The following is a 14,492-nucleotide window of genomic DNA, read 5'->3' on the forward strand; positions in this document are numbered from 1 at the left end:
GTGTGTATTTTGTTTTGGAATGGCGGTTAAAGGGCAAGGATCGGCGCGATATAACAGGTTGAGGCAGATTTCATGCGGCAAGGCTATTCACCGTCCTACGGGCCAGATGAACAGGAAGTGCGGGGAGAACGTCTGAGGCTCAGTGCTTTGCTGCGCCGCCAGATCGATATTTTCTCCGGCTTGCTGCTGCTGGCTCTGGTAGCGGGCGCTGTCGCTGCGCTTGCCACATGGAATGTGGCTGATCCGAGTTTCAGTCATGCGACTGCCAATGAAGTGACCAATGCTGCGGGTTATCCGGGCGCTGTTTTTGCCGATCTGGCGATGCAGTTCTATGGTCTTGCCAGTGTTATCGTTCTTCTGCCCCTCGTCTTCTGGGGAATTTTGCTGATCGTAAACGGCCGTATTGATCGTTTGGCACGGCGCGCTTCGGCTTGGTTTTTTGCCTCACTTCTGTTTGCCGCCATTGCCAGCTGTGTGCAGGCACCGGAGAGCTGGCCGATGCAGATCGGCCTTGGCGGTGTGCTTGGCGATATGGTGCTGAAAGTGCCGGGCGTCTTTCTTCGTGAGTTTCCGACCGGTGCAATTGCGCTTGGTATTGCGATTATCTTGTCAGTGCCGGCTTTGTGGTTATGTGCCTTTGCCAGCGGTCTGATCGGGCGCGAGCGCAGTCTGACCAAACCTGTCCGTGCTAAAGCCCGTCAGGTCGCGGATGATCATTATGATGATGAAGATTTTGATGAGGAAACCGGCGAAATCCGCGCGGGCTTTTTCTCAACCCTGTCTGCTTCGACCTTGGGTGCCGCATCGCATTGGATGCTGAGTGCCAAGGCATCGGTACGCCGCATGTTTGGTCTGAAACGCACGCCCTCAACGCCACGTAAACGCAACCGTGATGATGATCCGTTCGGTGATGTGACAGTCGCGCGTCGGGGAGCCGGTCAGCGGTTTGAGCCGGGTTTTGAACCTGCCGCTCATGCCGTTGATGACATGCATTTTGACGATAATGATTATGCGCCGGTGCCACAACAACCTATGCCTGCACAGGCGCCGCGTATGCAGGCGGCACGCAAGGCACCGACAGCGCGGGCACCGAGCCATCCGGTCAATACCAGCGGGCGCTTCATACTGCCTGATCTCAATTATCTGAGCGAGCCAAAAGTGGTGGCGCGTGATCCGTCGCTGTCGAAAGAAGCGCTGGAGCAGAATGCCCGTGTGCTGGAAGGCGTGCTGGAAGATTTCGGCGTGCGCGGTGAGATTATTCAGGTGAAGCCGGGTCCTGTTGTGACCATGTATGAGCTGGAACCGGCACCGGGCATCAAGTCCTCCCGTGTGATCGGTCTGGCCGATGATATTGCCCGTTCGATGAGTGCGATTTCTGCCCGTGTTGCTGTGGTTCCGGGGCGCAACGCGATTGGTATTGAACTGCCTAATCCGAAGCGCGAAATGGTCTATTTGCGTGAAATGCTGGCGAGCCGTGATTTCATGCAGACCAAGACCAAGCTGGCACTGGCGCTGGGTAAAACCATCAATGGTGAGCCGGTTATCGCTGATATTGCAAAGATGCCCCATGTGCTGGTTGCGGGTACGACCGGTTCGGGTAAATCGGTGGCGATTAATACGATGATCCTGTCGCTGGTCTATCGCATGACCCCGCAGGAATGCCGCCTGATTATGATTGATCCGAAAATGCTGGAACTCTCTGTCTATGATGGAATTCCGCATTTGCTCACCCCTGTGGTGACTGACCCTAAAAAGGCGGTTGTTGCCCTGAAATGGGCGGTGCGTGAGATGGAAGACCGCTACCGTAAAATGTCGAAAGTCGGTGTGCGTAATATTGACGGCTTCAACAGCCGTGTGACGCAGGCCGAGAAAAAAGGCGAGCAGATTTCCCGCACGGTGCAGACCGGTTTTGACCGCAATACTGGCGAGGCGGTTTATGAAACCGAAGAGCTGGATCTGGCGCCAATGCCTTATATCGTCGTGATTATCGACGAAATGGCCGATCTGATGATGGTGGCGGGTAAAGATATTGAAGGCGCGGTGCAGCGTCTGGCACAGATGGCGCGTGCAGCCGGTATCCATGTGATCATGGCAACACAGCGCCCGTCGGTGGATGTGATCACCGGTACGATCAAGGCGAATTTCCCGACCCGTATTTCCTTTCAGGTCACCTCTAAAATCGACAGTCGCACGGTGCTTGGCGAGCAGGGCGCAGAGCAGCTGCTTGGTATGGGTGATATGTTGTTTATGGCCGGTGGCGGACGTATTCAGCGTGTTCACGGGCCTTTTGTCGGGGATGATGAAGTTGAACAGGTGGTTCAGCATCTTAAAGCGCAGGGCGTACCGGAATATCTGGATGCGATTATGGAAGATGACGAGGATGAGGGCGGTTCTGCGCCTTCCGGTACCTCTAATCTGGAAAACTCGGACGATCCCTATGATCAGGCGGTTGCCGTGGTGTTGCGCGATAAGAAAGCTTCGACCAGTTATATTCAGCGTCGTCTCGGCATTGGCTATAATCGTGCGGCTTCGATTATTGAGCGCATGGAAGAGGAAGGCATTGTCGGCCCTGCCAATCATGCCGGTAAACGTGAAATTCTCGTGCCGACGCAGGATGACGATTACTGATTGATCCTGCCACAGTCAGGTCAAACTGCCGCTTTATAAAAGAATATGAAATGCGGTGAAGAGCCGCCAAGACGGATACGGGAGAATATTTCTCTGATGAAACTGAAACTGCCTTTCACGGTTGTAAAATATCTCACTGCTGCATCCATAACTCTGGGTGTGTTGCTGCCTGCCGGACTGGCTCAGGCGCAATCAGCCAATAGCGGTGCGCAGGCGCAGGCCATTGCCAATCAGTTTACGTCCGTGAAAACCATGACCGGTGAATTCGTGCAGTTTGGTCCTAAAGGGGATCAGACCGGCGGTAAGTTCTTTATTGAGCGCCCGGGTAAAATTCGCTTCAATTACGATAAATCACCGATCACCGTGATCTCCGATGGTGAATCTGTGGTCGTCAATAATAAGAAGCTGGATACTTGGGATTTGTATCCGCTGTCGAAAACACCACTGAAATTGTTGCTGAGCGATCATGTTGATCTGGGTGGTGGTCGTTTGCGCGGTTTGAAAAACGAACCGGATGCGATGACCATGATTTTGGGTGATAAAGCGGTTTTTGCCGATGCCACAATTGCGCTGATGTTTGATCCGGCCAATGCAGAACTGAAGCAGTGGACGATTACTGATGCGCAACGTCAGGATACCACGGTGATGATTTTCAACGTGCAGAAGGGTGTGCGTTTCGCGGATAACATGTTCAAAATTGATTATCAGCGCATGGCGATGAAACGTAAGAACCGTTGATTGCACAGGATAATGATTGAAAATGCCGCGCAAAACCTTGCGCGGCATTTTTTATTTATCCGGTATTTGCACATCCTGTATAAGGGGCTTATGGTGCACAAGCCGGTGAAATATCACCGCCTTGTTTCTTTTATCCTTCAGCCTGTTGAGCAGTTTTATGAGTTTTTCCGTCGCAACCTGGAATATCAATTCAGTTCGCCTTCGTTTGCCGCTGGTTCTGGATTTTCTTGAAAAACATACACCTGATGTTTTGTGTCTTCAGGAAACCAAATGCCCTGATAACCAGTTCCCGCTGGAAGCGCTGCGGGATGCCGGTTACGAGCACATCGCGATCAGCGGTCAGAAGGGCTATCACGGGGTCGCCACACTATCGCGCAGACCGATGGAAAACACAGAAGTGATCGGCTTTTGCGATATGGGAGACTGCCGACACCTGAGCGGTGTCGTGCAGGCGGGCGGAAAATCAATTCGCATTCATAATTTTTATGTCCCTGCCGGTGGTGATGAGCCAGACGTCAATATCAATCCGAAATTTGCGCATAAGCTGAATTTTCTTGAAGAAATGCGCGCGGTGACTGCGGATCGCGGTGATGGTCATTCATCTATTCTGGTGGGGGATCTGAATATTGCGCCGCTGGAAAATGATGTCTGGTCGCATAAGCAGATGCTCAAGATTGTCAGCCATACGCCGGTTGAAACCGAGACGCTGGAAGATCTGCGCGTTAAAGGCGGTTGGAGCGATCTGATGCGTCAGATGATTTCAGCGGATCAGAAGATTTATACCTGGTGGAGTTATCGCGCCAAAGACTGGAATGCCGCGGATCGTGGTCGCCGTCTTGATCATATCTGGGGTTCGAAAGATCTTGAGCCGCATATGAAAGAACTGAAAATTTTACGCGATGCCCGTGGCTGGGAGCGCCCGTCGGATCATGTGCCGGTGATTGCCCGCTTTGATCTGGATTAAAACATTCAAGGCATCGTGACTTGAATAAGTCACGATGCCTGTCTAAATGAATATCACCGGCCATTGGTGCCGATAAGTAGTGTATTTTCAGGAGTTCATCACAATGAAGCAGACAGCACAGTTTTTCTTAACTGATGTTTTTGTTGTTTCACTGGATGCTGCTCTTGATAACTCTGTACACACTGCAAAATATTTCTGCGCAAACGCCTGACGGCCGCAGTCTTTTTCAAAATCTCTCTCTTCATCTGTCGCGCGAACGCACTGGTCTGATCGGGCGTAACGGTACGGGTAAATCAACTTTGCTGCGGATCATCGCTGGTGAAATTGCACCGGCAACTGGTTCGCTGACCAGTCACGGCAAACTCGGTTTTCTGCATCAAAATACTGACGAAACCCATGAAACTGTCGCGGATTTGTTTGGTGTAGCCGAACAACTGGCTGCACAGGCACGTATTCTTGCAGGCGAAGGCAGGGATGATGATCTGGCAGATGCAGACTGGACGCTGGAAATGCGGATTGAAGATGCGCTGACCAAAATGGGACTATCTGCGATCACCCCGCAAACTCAGCTTGATCAATTGAGTGGCGGGCAGAAAACCCGTGCCGCTCTGGCTGCCCTGATTTTTCAGGAACCGGATCTGATCCTTCTGGATGAGCCGACCAATAATCTGGATGCGCAAGGGCGTGATGCTGTATTGCAGCTGTTGCGCATTTGGCGTGGCGGCGCACTGGTGGTCAGCCACGATCGTACATTGTTGCGTGAGATGGATCGGATTATTGAGCTGACGCCGATTGGCGTCTCATCTTACAGCGGTAACTGGGATTTTTATGAGACGCGCAAAGCTGAAGAGCTGGCCGCTGCCCGTCATGATCTTACAGTGGCCGAAACAGTAGTCAAACAGGCTGAAAAACAGGCGCGCCTGATCAGGGAACGGCAGGAGAAACGGGATTCTGCCGGTAAGAAATCACGCTTCAGCGCAGGGCAAAGCAAGTTATTGCTGGATGCGAGAGAAGATCGCGCACAGGCAACCGGCGGGCGTAATAATCAGCTGGCGCAAAAGCAGGCTGAAAGCGGCCAGCAGGCTCTGAGCGAAGCGCAGAGCAAGTTTGAGCGGCTGATCCCGCAGAATTTTGCCCTGGGCAATGTCAGCCTTGCGGCAACCAAAACTGTTCTGGCCGCGGAGCATCTGACAATGGCCTTCAACGGTGGTCAGCCGGTGTTTCAGGATTTGTCTTTGCAGATCACGGGACCAGAACGCATTGCCCTGTGCGGGCCTAACGGGTCAGGAAAAACGACGTTACTGCATGTATTGGTTGGAAAGCTGGCACCGCAGCAAGGCAGCGTACAATATTATGTCCGGCATGCGATGCTGGATCAGCATGTAAGTCTGCTGGACGATGATCTGAGCATCAGGGATAATTTCAAACGCCTTCAACCTGAAGCCACGGACAATGATTGTCGCGCTGCGCTTGCACGTTTCATGTTTCGAGCAGATGCAGCCTTACAGAAGGTCAGTGAACTCAGCGGCGGTGAGAGATTACGGGCAGGTTTGGCCTGTGTTTTGGGTGGGGTTCAGGCGCCGGAACTGCTCATTCTCGACGAACCGACCAATCATCTGGATATTGTTGCGCTGCAATCAGTGGAAACGGCGCTCAATGCCTATGAAGGCGCATTGCTGATTACGAGCCACGATGAGGCGTTTTTAAGCGCGATTGGAATCACGCGGCGCATTCAACTAGGAGTTTAGCTTTCGAAACTGGATGACAGCTTGTCGATCTGCTCAACCATCTCGTTCAGATTATTGCTGATATGCTGGTAAAGAGATGCGGCGAGTTCCGGATATTCTTCCAATATACGATGGAAAATGGAGCGGCTGAGACGGATCACTTCGGTTTCTGTATCGGCAACGGCACCGGTCAGGCGATTGGTTTGGGCAATCAGCGCCATTTCGCCTAAGATAGAGCCGGAGCTGATTGAGCGCAGGTTGACACGCTCCTGTTTATCTTGATGGAAAAGGGTAATGCTGCCGCTGACAACAATATAAGCACAATCGGCGCTCTGGCCTTCCTGAAACAGTTCTCTGCCGGTACGCAGAACCATGCGCTCTGCGCCAAAGGCGAGCAGCCGCAGGTGCTGAGCCGAGAAGGCCTCGAAAAGGCCAATCGTACTCAGGAACTGAATGTCATCATCGAGTGCCATATGCCTCTTTCTTACACATAATCCTTTTTCCAAACCTAACGTGATTTGGAGAATTATGCAGTAACTCAAATTACCGAAAAATATCTAAAGTTTTCGATAAAATAACGCCTTATACAGCATATAAAGCAGTTCAGAGCGCCGAGACGTCTGAACTGCATTTATTTTATGTCAGGGAACCAGCTTATAGCCGCCGCTTTCTGTGATCAGCAGACTGGCATTGGACGGATCCGGCTCAATCTTCTGACGCAGGCGATAGACATGGGTTTCCAGCGTATGCGTAGTCACGCCGGAATTATAGCCCCAGACCTCTTCCAGCAACACATCACGCCCGACCACGCCACCGGCACGGTACAGGAACTTGATGATTGCGGCTTCTTTTTCAGTGAGGCGGATTTTATCGCCCTTCTGATCAAGCAGCAGTTTCTGGCTTGGCTTGAATGTATAGGGCCCGACGATAAAGGTCGCGTCTTCACTCTGCTCATGTTGGCGCAACTGCGCACGGATACGTGCCAGCAGAACCGCAAAGCGGAACGGCTTGGTGACATAGTCATTGGCACCGGACTCAAAGCCCAGAATGGTGTCGCAATCCGTATCGTGACCGGTCAGCATAATGATAGGTGATGTAAAACCACCGGACCGCAGCTGTTTGACGGCATCACGGCCATCCATATCCGGCAGGCCGACATCCATAATCAGCAGGCTGATATTATTTGCCCGTGCGGTCTGAATAGCTTTTCCGGCAGTGTCTTCCTGCAGGATCTGAAATTCAGGATGAAGTGACAGCTGGTCGATCAGGATGGAACGGAGATCCTCATCATCATCAACGATCAGAAGTGTATGGGCGATCATATCTGCCTCATTCGGTTTCAAAAACGGGAGCTGAACATCAGCAAGATGGGTGATTTATGACATTTAACGAAGAAAAACTAAAGAGAGGTCAGATGAAACAAAATTTACCTTATAATATGCACTCTTAATGCTGCTTTTAAGTGATCTGACATCAGTTTATGGATGTGAATAGAATTAGCTGTGTAAATATATGGCGGGAGAAATGATTCTCTGGTGTTTCCAGAGCGTTACCGGAAAATAGCATGCAAAACTGGTCCGGAGGGGGCCGAACAGATGATATTGGGCAGACAACTAAAACAGAGCGGCCTGCTGCAGGCAGACACCAACAAAAAAATATCCCGCGCCATTAAAGTTATGGATGTTCATGTGCGTCCGGGGCATTGCAGTCAGGGCTATCTGATCGCGGGGCCGCTTGTGTTGCGCTGTGCTTTGGGCAAGGGCGGCGTGTCTTCGCGTAAGCGCGAAGGGGATGGTGCAACGCCTTTGACGCAGATGCGTCTGCTCTATGGGTATCGTCGCCAAACACCGGTGGTCGGAGATCAGCCGGCTACAGCTTTGCGTTTTCGGCCAACACAGCCGCAGGATGGCTGGTGTGATGCTGCCAATGACCGCAACTACAACCGGCCTGTTGCTGCCACCTATAAGCGCAGCCACGAGAAGATGTGGCGCAAGGATGAGCTCTACGATATTTGTGTGGTCATGGACTGGAATATTACCGAGCGCAAAAAAGGCTGCGGCAGCGCGATTTTCTTCCATCTTTCACGCGAAACCTATACGCCGACAGAAGGTTGTATCGCTCTCAGCCGCCGCGATATGATGCGTTTATTGCCACATCTCTCCGGTGAAACAGTGATCCGTGTGCGTCGCGGCTGATTCATTCTAGAGGCAGATACATGATCTGCTTGAGCGTTTCAAAAATCTTCGGATGGGCAGACTGGGCAACGTTGAAGCGCATGAACTGCCCACAAGTCTGCGACTGGCTGAAAATATTGCCGGGCGCCAGAACAATGTTGTGATCCAGAGCGCGTCTGGCGATGACATCGCTGTTCACGCCCTCTGGCAGGTCGTCCGGCAATTGCGCCCAGAGAAACATACCGCCAACCGGCTCGCACCATATTCTGAAGCCTGTATTCAGAAGCTTTTGCCGGATTCGTGTTTGACATTCTGCCAGCCGGACACGGATTTTCTCAATATGGCTGCGGTAACTGCCATCCGTCAGCAGTTGATAGATGATCTGTGAGGACAGCGCATTGCTGGCGAAATTGGTCGCCAGTTTCATGTCGGTAAGATTTTCAAGCCAGTCAGGACGCGCGGCAATATAGCCGGTGCGGGTGGCCGCTGACAGGGATTTGGAAAAACTGCCGATATGGATCACCCGTTCTAACCCGTCCAGTTCTGCCAGCAGCGGCGGCGGGTTCTGATGAAAATCCGCAAAAATATTATCTTCGACCAAAATCAGATCATGCTGTTCGGCGAGTTTGAGCAGACGATGCGCAGTCGCCGGTTGTATTGTGGCGCCGGTCGGATTGTGAATACCGGAATTGCAAAGATAGAGCTTTGGACGATATTGCGCGCAAAGACGGGCAAAAGCTTCCAGATCGGGGCCTTGCGGTGTGTAAGGTACGCCGATGAGATTGATGCCCTGTGCCAGCAGCAGACCACGGAAGTTGAAGTAGCACGGATCATCAATCAGCACCGTATCACCGGAGCGGATAAAGGTGCGGCAGATCAGATCAAGCGCATTGGTGCCGGAATCGGTAAGCAGGATTTGCGAAGGAGCTGCTGTCACACCTTGTTCACGCAAACGGGTGCTGAGAAGCTGACGCAGTGGCGGCAAGCCGAGCGGTTCATCATATTCCGATATATTGGCTGCGGGGTTGCGAGCGATCTGGCGCAAGGCGCGACGAATGGCGTCTTCCGGCAACCAGCCTGATGGCAGCCAGCCGCAACCTGGTCTGAATGTGGTCTCCGCATTGCTCAATGATTGCCGCATTACCCAGTAGGGGTTGATGTTGCGGTTGTGAGTGTCTGCAAAATCCGAGCTGATGAGCGGTGGATGATTTTTTTCAGCGACAAAAAAACCGGCACCGCGCCGCGCCTGAATAATACCTTCAGCCACCAGCCGGTCATAGGCTTCCACCACTGTGGACTTGGATATGGACATGGTTTCCGACAAGCGGCGGATGGAGGGCAGACGCGCGCCCGGCATCAGGCTCATGGCGTTGATGCGGTCGCGGATAATCGTCATCACCTTCTCAACCAGCGTTGTCGCTTCCAGAATTTCCTGACTGACAGAAAGCTGAGCTGCTGTGTCGCTTGCTGTTTGCAGCCTGTCTGGCGCGGTATATCCGGAATGATATGTCATCTGTATCTCCGAATTGAGCAGTACAGTTTGTTTAAATTGTACTGAAATTGTATCTGACAATTTCGCTTGTGTATCAATATTTGTCACGAAATACGCAATAAATTTCGAGAATATATGAAAATGAGTATGCAGGCAGAGAGCCAAAGCGCAGGCTGGATCAGCGGTTTTATCGGTGTTTTAATTTTCAGCGGTTCATTGCCCGCAACCCGTCTGGCGGTTTTGCAGATTGATCCGGTTTTCCTCACGGTCTTGCGCGCAACCATTGCCGGTCTTTTGGGCGGTGCTTTGTTGCTGGCTTTTCGTGAGAAATTGCCAACGTCATCAGAGCTGATTTCGCTGGCGCTGGTCTCGGGCGGGGTGGTTGTAGGGTTCCCGCTTTTTAGTGCTCTTGCACTTCAATATGTGACCTCAGCTCATGCGATTGTTTTTGTGGGGCTGCTGCCGTTGAGTACCGCAATTTTTGCGGTGTTGCGGGGAGACAGTAATCCGTCATGGCGGTTCTGGATGTTCTCGCTGGCGGGCAGTGCGGCGGTGGCATTTTTCGCTTTGGCAAAAGATCAGTCGGGCGGGGAATTTTCGCTCTATGGCAATGTGATGATGCTGTTGTCGATCATTGTCTGCGGTTATGGCTATGCGGAAGGTGCGCGTCTGTCCCGCACCATTGGCGGCTGGCAGGTGATTTGCTGGGCGTTGGTTCTGGCGCTGCCGGTAATGCTGGTGCTGGTTATTGCTTTGCGGCCGGATAATTTTGCGGCGATTGAGGCACCTGCATGGCTGGGTGTCGCCTATGTGTCGTTGTTCAGTATGCTGATCGGCTTTTTCTTCTGGTATCACGGGCTGGCACTTGGCGGTGCGGCAGGCGTGGGGCAGTTGCAATTATTGCAGCCGTTTTTCGGTCTTGCTCTGGCAGCTTTTGTGCTGGACGAACCGGTGAGTATAGCGATGATGGCGGTGGCATGTGTTGTGGTGATGTGTGTTGCCGGAGCTAAGCGCTATATTTGAGCACTATTGCTCAAAATATAGCGCTTAGCGACAAAACTAAAAAATGTGCGAAGCGTTATATTTGAAGAATGTCGCGAAATGCTATGTTTGAGTATCATACCCAAACCAATCAGGCGTAGCTCTCAGCTACGCCTGTTCTGTTTTACCATAGTACCAGACGGTGGTGCGCTTGACATCTGCATCTTCCAGAGCGCGGGTGACGGGTACGGAATAGACTTCCAGCTCCTTCAGCCGGTGCCGAGGCAGATAAGACCGTCCGGGATCGCCGACGATAATCTGCACACCCTTGGCGGCCAGCATGTCAAACCACGGGATAAGTTTGTCTGCCAGTGGCTTGTCATAAAACACATCACCGGCAAGCAAAACGTCAGTGGTGTCGCTCACATCCTGCCCGATCAGATCCTCATCGCTGAAGTCACAGGACACTTTGTTCAGTGTAGTGTTGAGACTAATGGCATGGCGGGCAAAGGGATCAATATCATTGGCGATTACAGAACTTGCGCCGCTTAATAGGGCAGCAATGCCGACCAGACCGGAACCGGAGGCAAAATCCAGTATGCGTTTATTTTGTACAGCCTGCGGATGATCGAGAATATAGCGGGCAACGCCCTGACCGCCTGCCCATGCGAAAGCCCAATAGGGTGGCGGTAATCCGATTTCGGAAAGTTCTTCTTCGGTCTTGTGCCAGAGCTCATGCGCCTCATCTGCAAGATGAAGCGCGATTTCCGGCACATGGGGCGGGTGGTGAATGCCGGTATTCGCGAGGATGAATTGTGTTGCGCGTGTCGTGTCAGGGATCAGGCGGGGCATAGACGCTCCGGATCAAGCAGGGGATACGCGACTGCAAAAGCAGAACGCTTCCGAAATAGTATTTGGGTTGCGTTCTGCATCTGTGTTTCTTAGATTTTTGTATGGTCTAATCCGCCCATGCGGCAGACTTCGATCCATTCGTCTTCTTTGACCGGTTGCACCGAAAGACGCATGGATGTGACCAGCGCCATATCGCTCAAAAGCGGATTGGCTTTGACGTCTTTCAGCGTCACCGGCTTCGGCATATCGCAGACGGCGCGGATATCCACACATTCCCAACGGTGATCATCAATGGTGCTGTCAGGGTGAGCGAGAGCGCAGACCTCAACAATACCGACAACTTCCAGCCCCTCATTGGAGTGGTAGAAAAAAGCCTTATCGCCAAGCTGCATGGCGCGCATATTATTGCGTGCCTGATAATTGCGTACGCCGTCCCATTGCTCGCCGACAGCGCCTTTGGCTTTCTGCATTTCCCACGACCATTTGAATGGTTCAGATTTAAACAGCCAATATGCCACGATTTTCTCCGGATTTATTCAGCAGGCCAAGTTTATTCAGCAGGTTTGTTGATGACCCAGTTCCACGGGCGCACAGTCACATTGTCGAACAGGCCTGCCAATGCATAAGGGTCTGCAGCGGCAACGGCTTTTGCATCTTCAATGGTTTCAGCTTCAACCATCAGCATGCTGCCCACTGGTTTCTGATCGGCTTCGCTCAGAAAAGGGCCACCGAATTTGATCTTGTCGCCAAGGCTTTTCAGATAATCGAGATGGGCAGGGCGGGTATCAAGGCGCAGTTGCAGATGGTCGGCTTTGTCATTGCAGAGAATGGCGAACAGCATGAGGTCAGGCTCCTAATCTTCGTTTTTCAAAGGACGGGACAATAATCCGGTAACAGCGGCATCAATGGTAATGCTGCCACTGAGCAAAGCTGCAATTGTTGTAATGATCGGCGCATTGATCTGTTTGCTGGCACAAAGCTCGGCAATAATCGGTGCTGTCGCCACACCTTCGGCCAGTAGCAAGCCTTCCAGCGGTTCACCGCGCCCCAAGGCCAGTCCATAGGAATAATTACGTGACTGCGGGGAGGAACAGGACAGCATTAAATCGCCTAAACCCGATAATCCCATCAGGGTTTCAGGTCGTCCGCCAAAGGCTACCGCTATGCGGCGTAGTTCCGCAAAAGCGCGGGTGACCAGCGCTGCCTGTGCCGATGCGCCAAGACCTTTGCCGATTGTAGCACCTGCCGCCACGGCAATCACATTTTTCAAAGCGCCGCCGATTTCAACGCCGGTCAGATCATCAGATGAATAGCAGCGGAATGTATTGCCTGAAAATTGTGCGGCGAGATCATCGGCAATCGCTAAATCTTCGCAGGCAATGGTAACCGCTGTCGGCATACCGCGTGCCACATCACTGGCAAAGCTGGGGCCGGAAAGAGCGGCAATTATGTGGTCGGGCAGAATATCGGCAATAAGCTGCGACATTAACCGGCCGGTTGAGCGCTCAATCCCTTTGGCACAAAGCACAACCGGGCAGTGCGGCGGGATCAGCGGTTTCAGTTCCTGCAATGCTGCGGCCATAGATTGTGCAGGAATAACGGCCAGCACTGTATCGGCATTGGTCAGCGCTTCTGCTGCATCGCTGGTTGCGCGCAGATTATCATGCAGGGCAATATCACCGAGATAGCGGTTGTTGCGATGGTTGTGATTAATGTCATCAACCGTTGTCGGATCGCGGGCGTAGAGCACGACCTCATGTCCGTTCTGCGCGGCCATGCAGCCGAGCGCTGTTCCCCATGCACCGCCGCCCAAGACTGTAATCTTCTTGTTCATGCCTTTGCCCCTCTGCGGCCAAAACCGACCAATGGTGCCGATGTGCTGTCTAGCGGCCAGCGCGAGCGCGGTGCAAAATCCAGCCCATCGGGCTCTGAACGCGCGGCATGTTCCGCGCCTGCCCATGCGATCATGGCTGCATTGTCGGTACACAGAATATGCGGTGGGGCAAGGAAATCAAAACCGTGTTTTTCACAAAGCGTTTCCAAACCTTTGCGCAGTACTTTATTGGCGGCAACGCCACCGGCAACGACCATTGTCGGGTTTTCTTTATCCGGATAGGCTTCACGAAAACGGAGCAGAGAGCGCTTTACGCGGTCATTCAGTGTATCGGCAACGGCAGCCTGAAATGAGGCGCAAATATCCGCTACATCCTGATCGCTCAGCGGTACAAGCTGGGTTGCTGTCTGGCGTACAGCGGTTTTGAGACCGGAGAAGGAGAAATCCAGTCGTGCTTCGCCTTTGAGTGGGCGCGGGAGTTCAAAACGTGAGGCATCGCCCTTGAGTGCCGCCTGTTCAACCGCAGGGCCACCCGGATACGGCAGTCCCAGTAATTTAGCCGTCTTGTCGAAAGCCTCGCCCAGCGCATCGTCAATCGTGGTGCCGAGGCGTTCATAGTGGCCAAGGCCGTGCACGAGAATAACCTGCGTATGACCGCCGGAAACCAGCAATAACAGATATGGAAAAGCCAGTCCGTCGGTCAGGCGCGCTGTCAGGGCGTGGCCTTCCAGATGATTGACGGCATAGAAAGGTTTGTCCGCAGCAAAAGCCATCGCTTTCGCTGTCATCAGGCCGACAATCAGCCCGCCGATCAGGCCAGGGCCTGCAGTTGCAGCCACTGCATCCACATCATTGATGTTCATATCTGCATCGGAAAGTGCTTTAGCGATCAATCCGTCGAGCGCTTCCACATGGGCGCGTGCTGCGATTTCCGGCACCACGCCGCCATAAGGTTCATGCTCGGCAATCTGGCTCAGAACAACATTGGACAGGATGCGTGAAGACACCCCGCCTTGTTCATTTTCATGGCGTTCAATGATAGCTGCGGCTGTTTCGTCGCAACTTGTCTCTATTCCAAGCACGCGCATAAGCGATTAGACCC

Annotated in this window: 14 protein-coding genes; 6 read left to right on the forward strand and 8 right to left on the reverse strand. The window is 52.7% G+C overall.

The genetic code is table 11. The features are described from left to right. Window positions 1–72: 72 nt before the first annotated feature. The 4 genes from P8H26_RS06590 (at window position 73) to P8H26_RS06605 (ending at window position 6,078) form a co-directional block, all read left to right on the forward strand. Window positions 73–2,628, forward strand: a complete 2,556-nt coding sequence (locus tag P8H26_RS06590; protein WP_289632103.1) for a DNA translocase FtsK — start codon at window positions 73–75, stop codon at window positions 2,626–2,628. A gap of 96 nt (window positions 2,629–2,724) precedes the next feature. Then, the gene (locus tag P8H26_RS06595) at window positions 2,725–3,366 is read left to right on the forward strand and encodes an outer membrane lipoprotein carrier protein LolA (protein ID WP_308446653.1); all 642 of its coding nucleotides are present in this window, start codon (window positions 2,725–2,727) and stop codon (window positions 3,364–3,366) included. 157 nt (window positions 3,367–3,523) lie between these two features. Further along, complete coding sequence (locus P8H26_RS06600; protein ID WP_289632104.1) at window positions 3,524–4,330, forward strand: exodeoxyribonuclease III; 807 nt, start codon at window positions 3,524–3,526, stop codon at window positions 4,328–4,330. 164 nt (window positions 4,331–4,494) lie between these two features. Continuing rightward, window positions 4,495–6,078, forward strand: a complete 1,584-nt coding sequence (locus P8H26_RS06605; protein WP_289632105.1) for an ABC-F family ATP-binding cassette domain-containing protein — start codon at window positions 4,495–4,497, stop codon at window positions 6,076–6,078. Here P8H26_RS06605 and P8H26_RS06610 read toward each other — a convergent pair. Next, window positions 6,075–6,530: a cyclic nucleotide-binding domain-containing protein gene (locus tag P8H26_RS06610; RefSeq protein WP_289632106.1), complete on the reverse strand. Its 456-nt coding sequence runs from the start codon at window positions 6,528–6,530 to the stop codon at window positions 6,075–6,077. The two genes, P8H26_RS06605 and P8H26_RS06610, sit on opposite strands and share 4 nt — an antisense overlap. Before the next feature lie 168 nt (window positions 6,531–6,698). Next, window positions 6,699–7,379 carry a response regulator transcription factor gene (locus P8H26_RS06615; RefSeq protein ID WP_289632107.1) on the reverse strand — a complete coding sequence of 227 codons (681 nt, stop codon included), beginning with the start codon at window positions 7,377–7,379 and terminating at the stop codon, window positions 6,699–6,701. A 354-nt stretch (window positions 7,380–7,733) separates the two neighbouring features. Here P8H26_RS06615 and P8H26_RS06620 point away from each other — a divergent pair, with 354 nt between their 5' ends. After that, window positions 7,734–8,252 (forward strand): L,D-transpeptidase, encoded by a 519-nt coding sequence (locus P8H26_RS06620; RefSeq protein WP_289632205.1) that lies wholly within the window; start codon window positions 7,734–7,736, stop codon window positions 8,250–8,252. Window position 8,253: 1 nt separating this feature from the next. Here the strand turns inward: P8H26_RS06620 and P8H26_RS06625 are convergent, their stop codons facing one another. Beyond that, complete coding sequence (locus P8H26_RS06625) at window positions 8,254–9,627, reverse strand: PLP-dependent aminotransferase family protein (RefSeq protein ID WP_289632206.1); 1,374 nt, start codon at window positions 9,625–9,627, stop codon at window positions 8,254–8,256. Window positions 9,628–9,864: 237 nt separating this feature from the next. On the opposite strand from P8H26_RS06625, the gene P8H26_RS06630 reads away from it, so the two are divergent. Then, window positions 9,865–10,746, forward strand: coding sequence for a DMT family transporter (locus P8H26_RS06630; RefSeq protein ID WP_374708242.1), 882 nt, complete (start codon window positions 9,865–9,867; stop codon window positions 10,744–10,746). 126 nt (window positions 10,747–10,872) lie between these two features. Here P8H26_RS06630 and P8H26_RS06635 read toward each other — a convergent pair whose 3' ends face one another. The 5 genes from P8H26_RS06635 to tsaD all read right to left on the reverse strand — a co-directional run bounded on the left by P8H26_RS06635 (window position 10,873) and on the right by tsaD (window position 14,478). After that, a complete protein-coding gene (locus tag P8H26_RS06635; protein WP_289632108.1) occupies window positions 10,873–11,556 on the reverse strand; it encodes a methyltransferase in 684 nt (227 codons plus the stop codon). Window positions 11,557–11,645: 89 nt separating this feature from the next. Beyond that, a complete protein-coding gene (locus P8H26_RS06640) occupies window positions 11,646–12,074 on the reverse strand; it encodes an EVE domain-containing protein (RefSeq protein ID WP_289632109.1) in 429 nt (142 codons plus the stop codon). 32 nt (window positions 12,075–12,106) lie between these two features. After that, window positions 12,107–12,397, reverse strand: a complete 291-nt coding sequence (locus tag P8H26_RS06645) for a YciI-like protein (RefSeq protein WP_022709672.1) — start codon at window positions 12,395–12,397, stop codon at window positions 12,107–12,109. 12 nt (window positions 12,398–12,409) lie between these two features. Then, window positions 12,410–13,390 (reverse strand): NAD(P)H-dependent glycerol-3-phosphate dehydrogenase, encoded by a 981-nt coding sequence (locus P8H26_RS06650; protein ID WP_289632111.1) that lies wholly within the window; start codon window positions 13,388–13,390, stop codon window positions 12,410–12,412. Continuing rightward, window positions 13,387–14,478, reverse strand: a complete 1,092-nt coding sequence (gene tsaD / locus P8H26_RS06655; protein ID WP_289632112.1) for a tRNA (adenosine(37)-N6)-threonylcarbamoyltransferase complex transferase subunit TsaD — start codon at window positions 14,476–14,478, stop codon at window positions 13,387–13,389. The genes P8H26_RS06650 and tsaD overlap by 4 nt, the downstream gene beginning before the upstream one ends. Between the last annotated feature and the right edge of the window lie 14 nt (window positions 14,479–14,492).

Origin of the sequence: Pseudochrobactrum sp. sp1633 (genome assembly GCF_030376605.1) — a bacterium.
GTDB lineage: Bacteria > Pseudomonadota > Alphaproteobacteria > Rhizobiales > Rhizobiaceae > Pseudochrobactrum.

Excerpts from the sequence above, each read along its gene's own strand:
- P8H26_RS06590 (WP_289632103.1), top strand. The coding sequence starts at position 73 with ATGCGGCAAGGCTATTCACCGTCCTACGGGCCAGATGAACAGGAAGTG.
- P8H26_RS06595 (WP_308446653.1), top strand. The coding sequence starts at position 2,725 with ATGAAACTGAAACTGCCTTTCACGGTTGTAAAATATCTCACTGCTGCA.
- P8H26_RS06600 (WP_289632104.1), top strand. The coding sequence starts at position 3,524 with ATGAGTTTTTCCGTCGCAACCTGGAATATCAATTCAGTTCGCCTTCGT.
- P8H26_RS06610 (WP_289632106.1), bottom strand. The coding sequence starts at position 6,530 with ATGGCACTCGATGATGACATTCAGTTCCTGAGTACGATTGGCCTTTTC.
- P8H26_RS06615 (WP_289632107.1), bottom strand. The coding sequence starts at position 7,379 with ATGATCGCCCATACACTTCTGATCGTTGATGATGATGAGGATCTCCGT.
- P8H26_RS06620 (WP_289632205.1), top strand. The coding sequence starts at position 7,734 with ATGGATGTTCATGTGCGTCCGGGGCATTGCAGTCAGGGCTATCTGATC.
- P8H26_RS06625 (WP_289632206.1), bottom strand. The coding sequence starts at position 9,627 with ATGACGATTATCCGCGACCGCATCAACGCCATGAGCCTGATGCCGGGC.
- P8H26_RS06630 (WP_374708242.1), top strand. The coding sequence starts at position 9,865 with ATGAGTATGCAGGCAGAGAGCCAAAGCGCAGGCTGGATCAGCGGTTTT.
- P8H26_RS06635 (WP_289632108.1), bottom strand. The coding sequence starts at position 11,556 with ATGCCCCGCCTGATCCCTGACACGACACGCGCAACACAATTCATCCTC.
- P8H26_RS06645 (WP_022709672.1), bottom strand. The coding sequence starts at position 12,397 with ATGCTGTTCGCCATTCTCTGCAATGACAAAGCCGACCATCTGCAACTG.
- P8H26_RS06650 (WP_289632111.1), bottom strand. The coding sequence starts at position 13,390 with ATGAACAAGAAGATTACAGTCTTGGGCGGCGGTGCATGGGGAACAGCG.
- tsaD (WP_289632112.1), bottom strand. The coding sequence starts at position 14,478 with ATGCGCGTGCTTGGAATAGAGACAAGTTGCGACGAAACAGCCGCAGCT.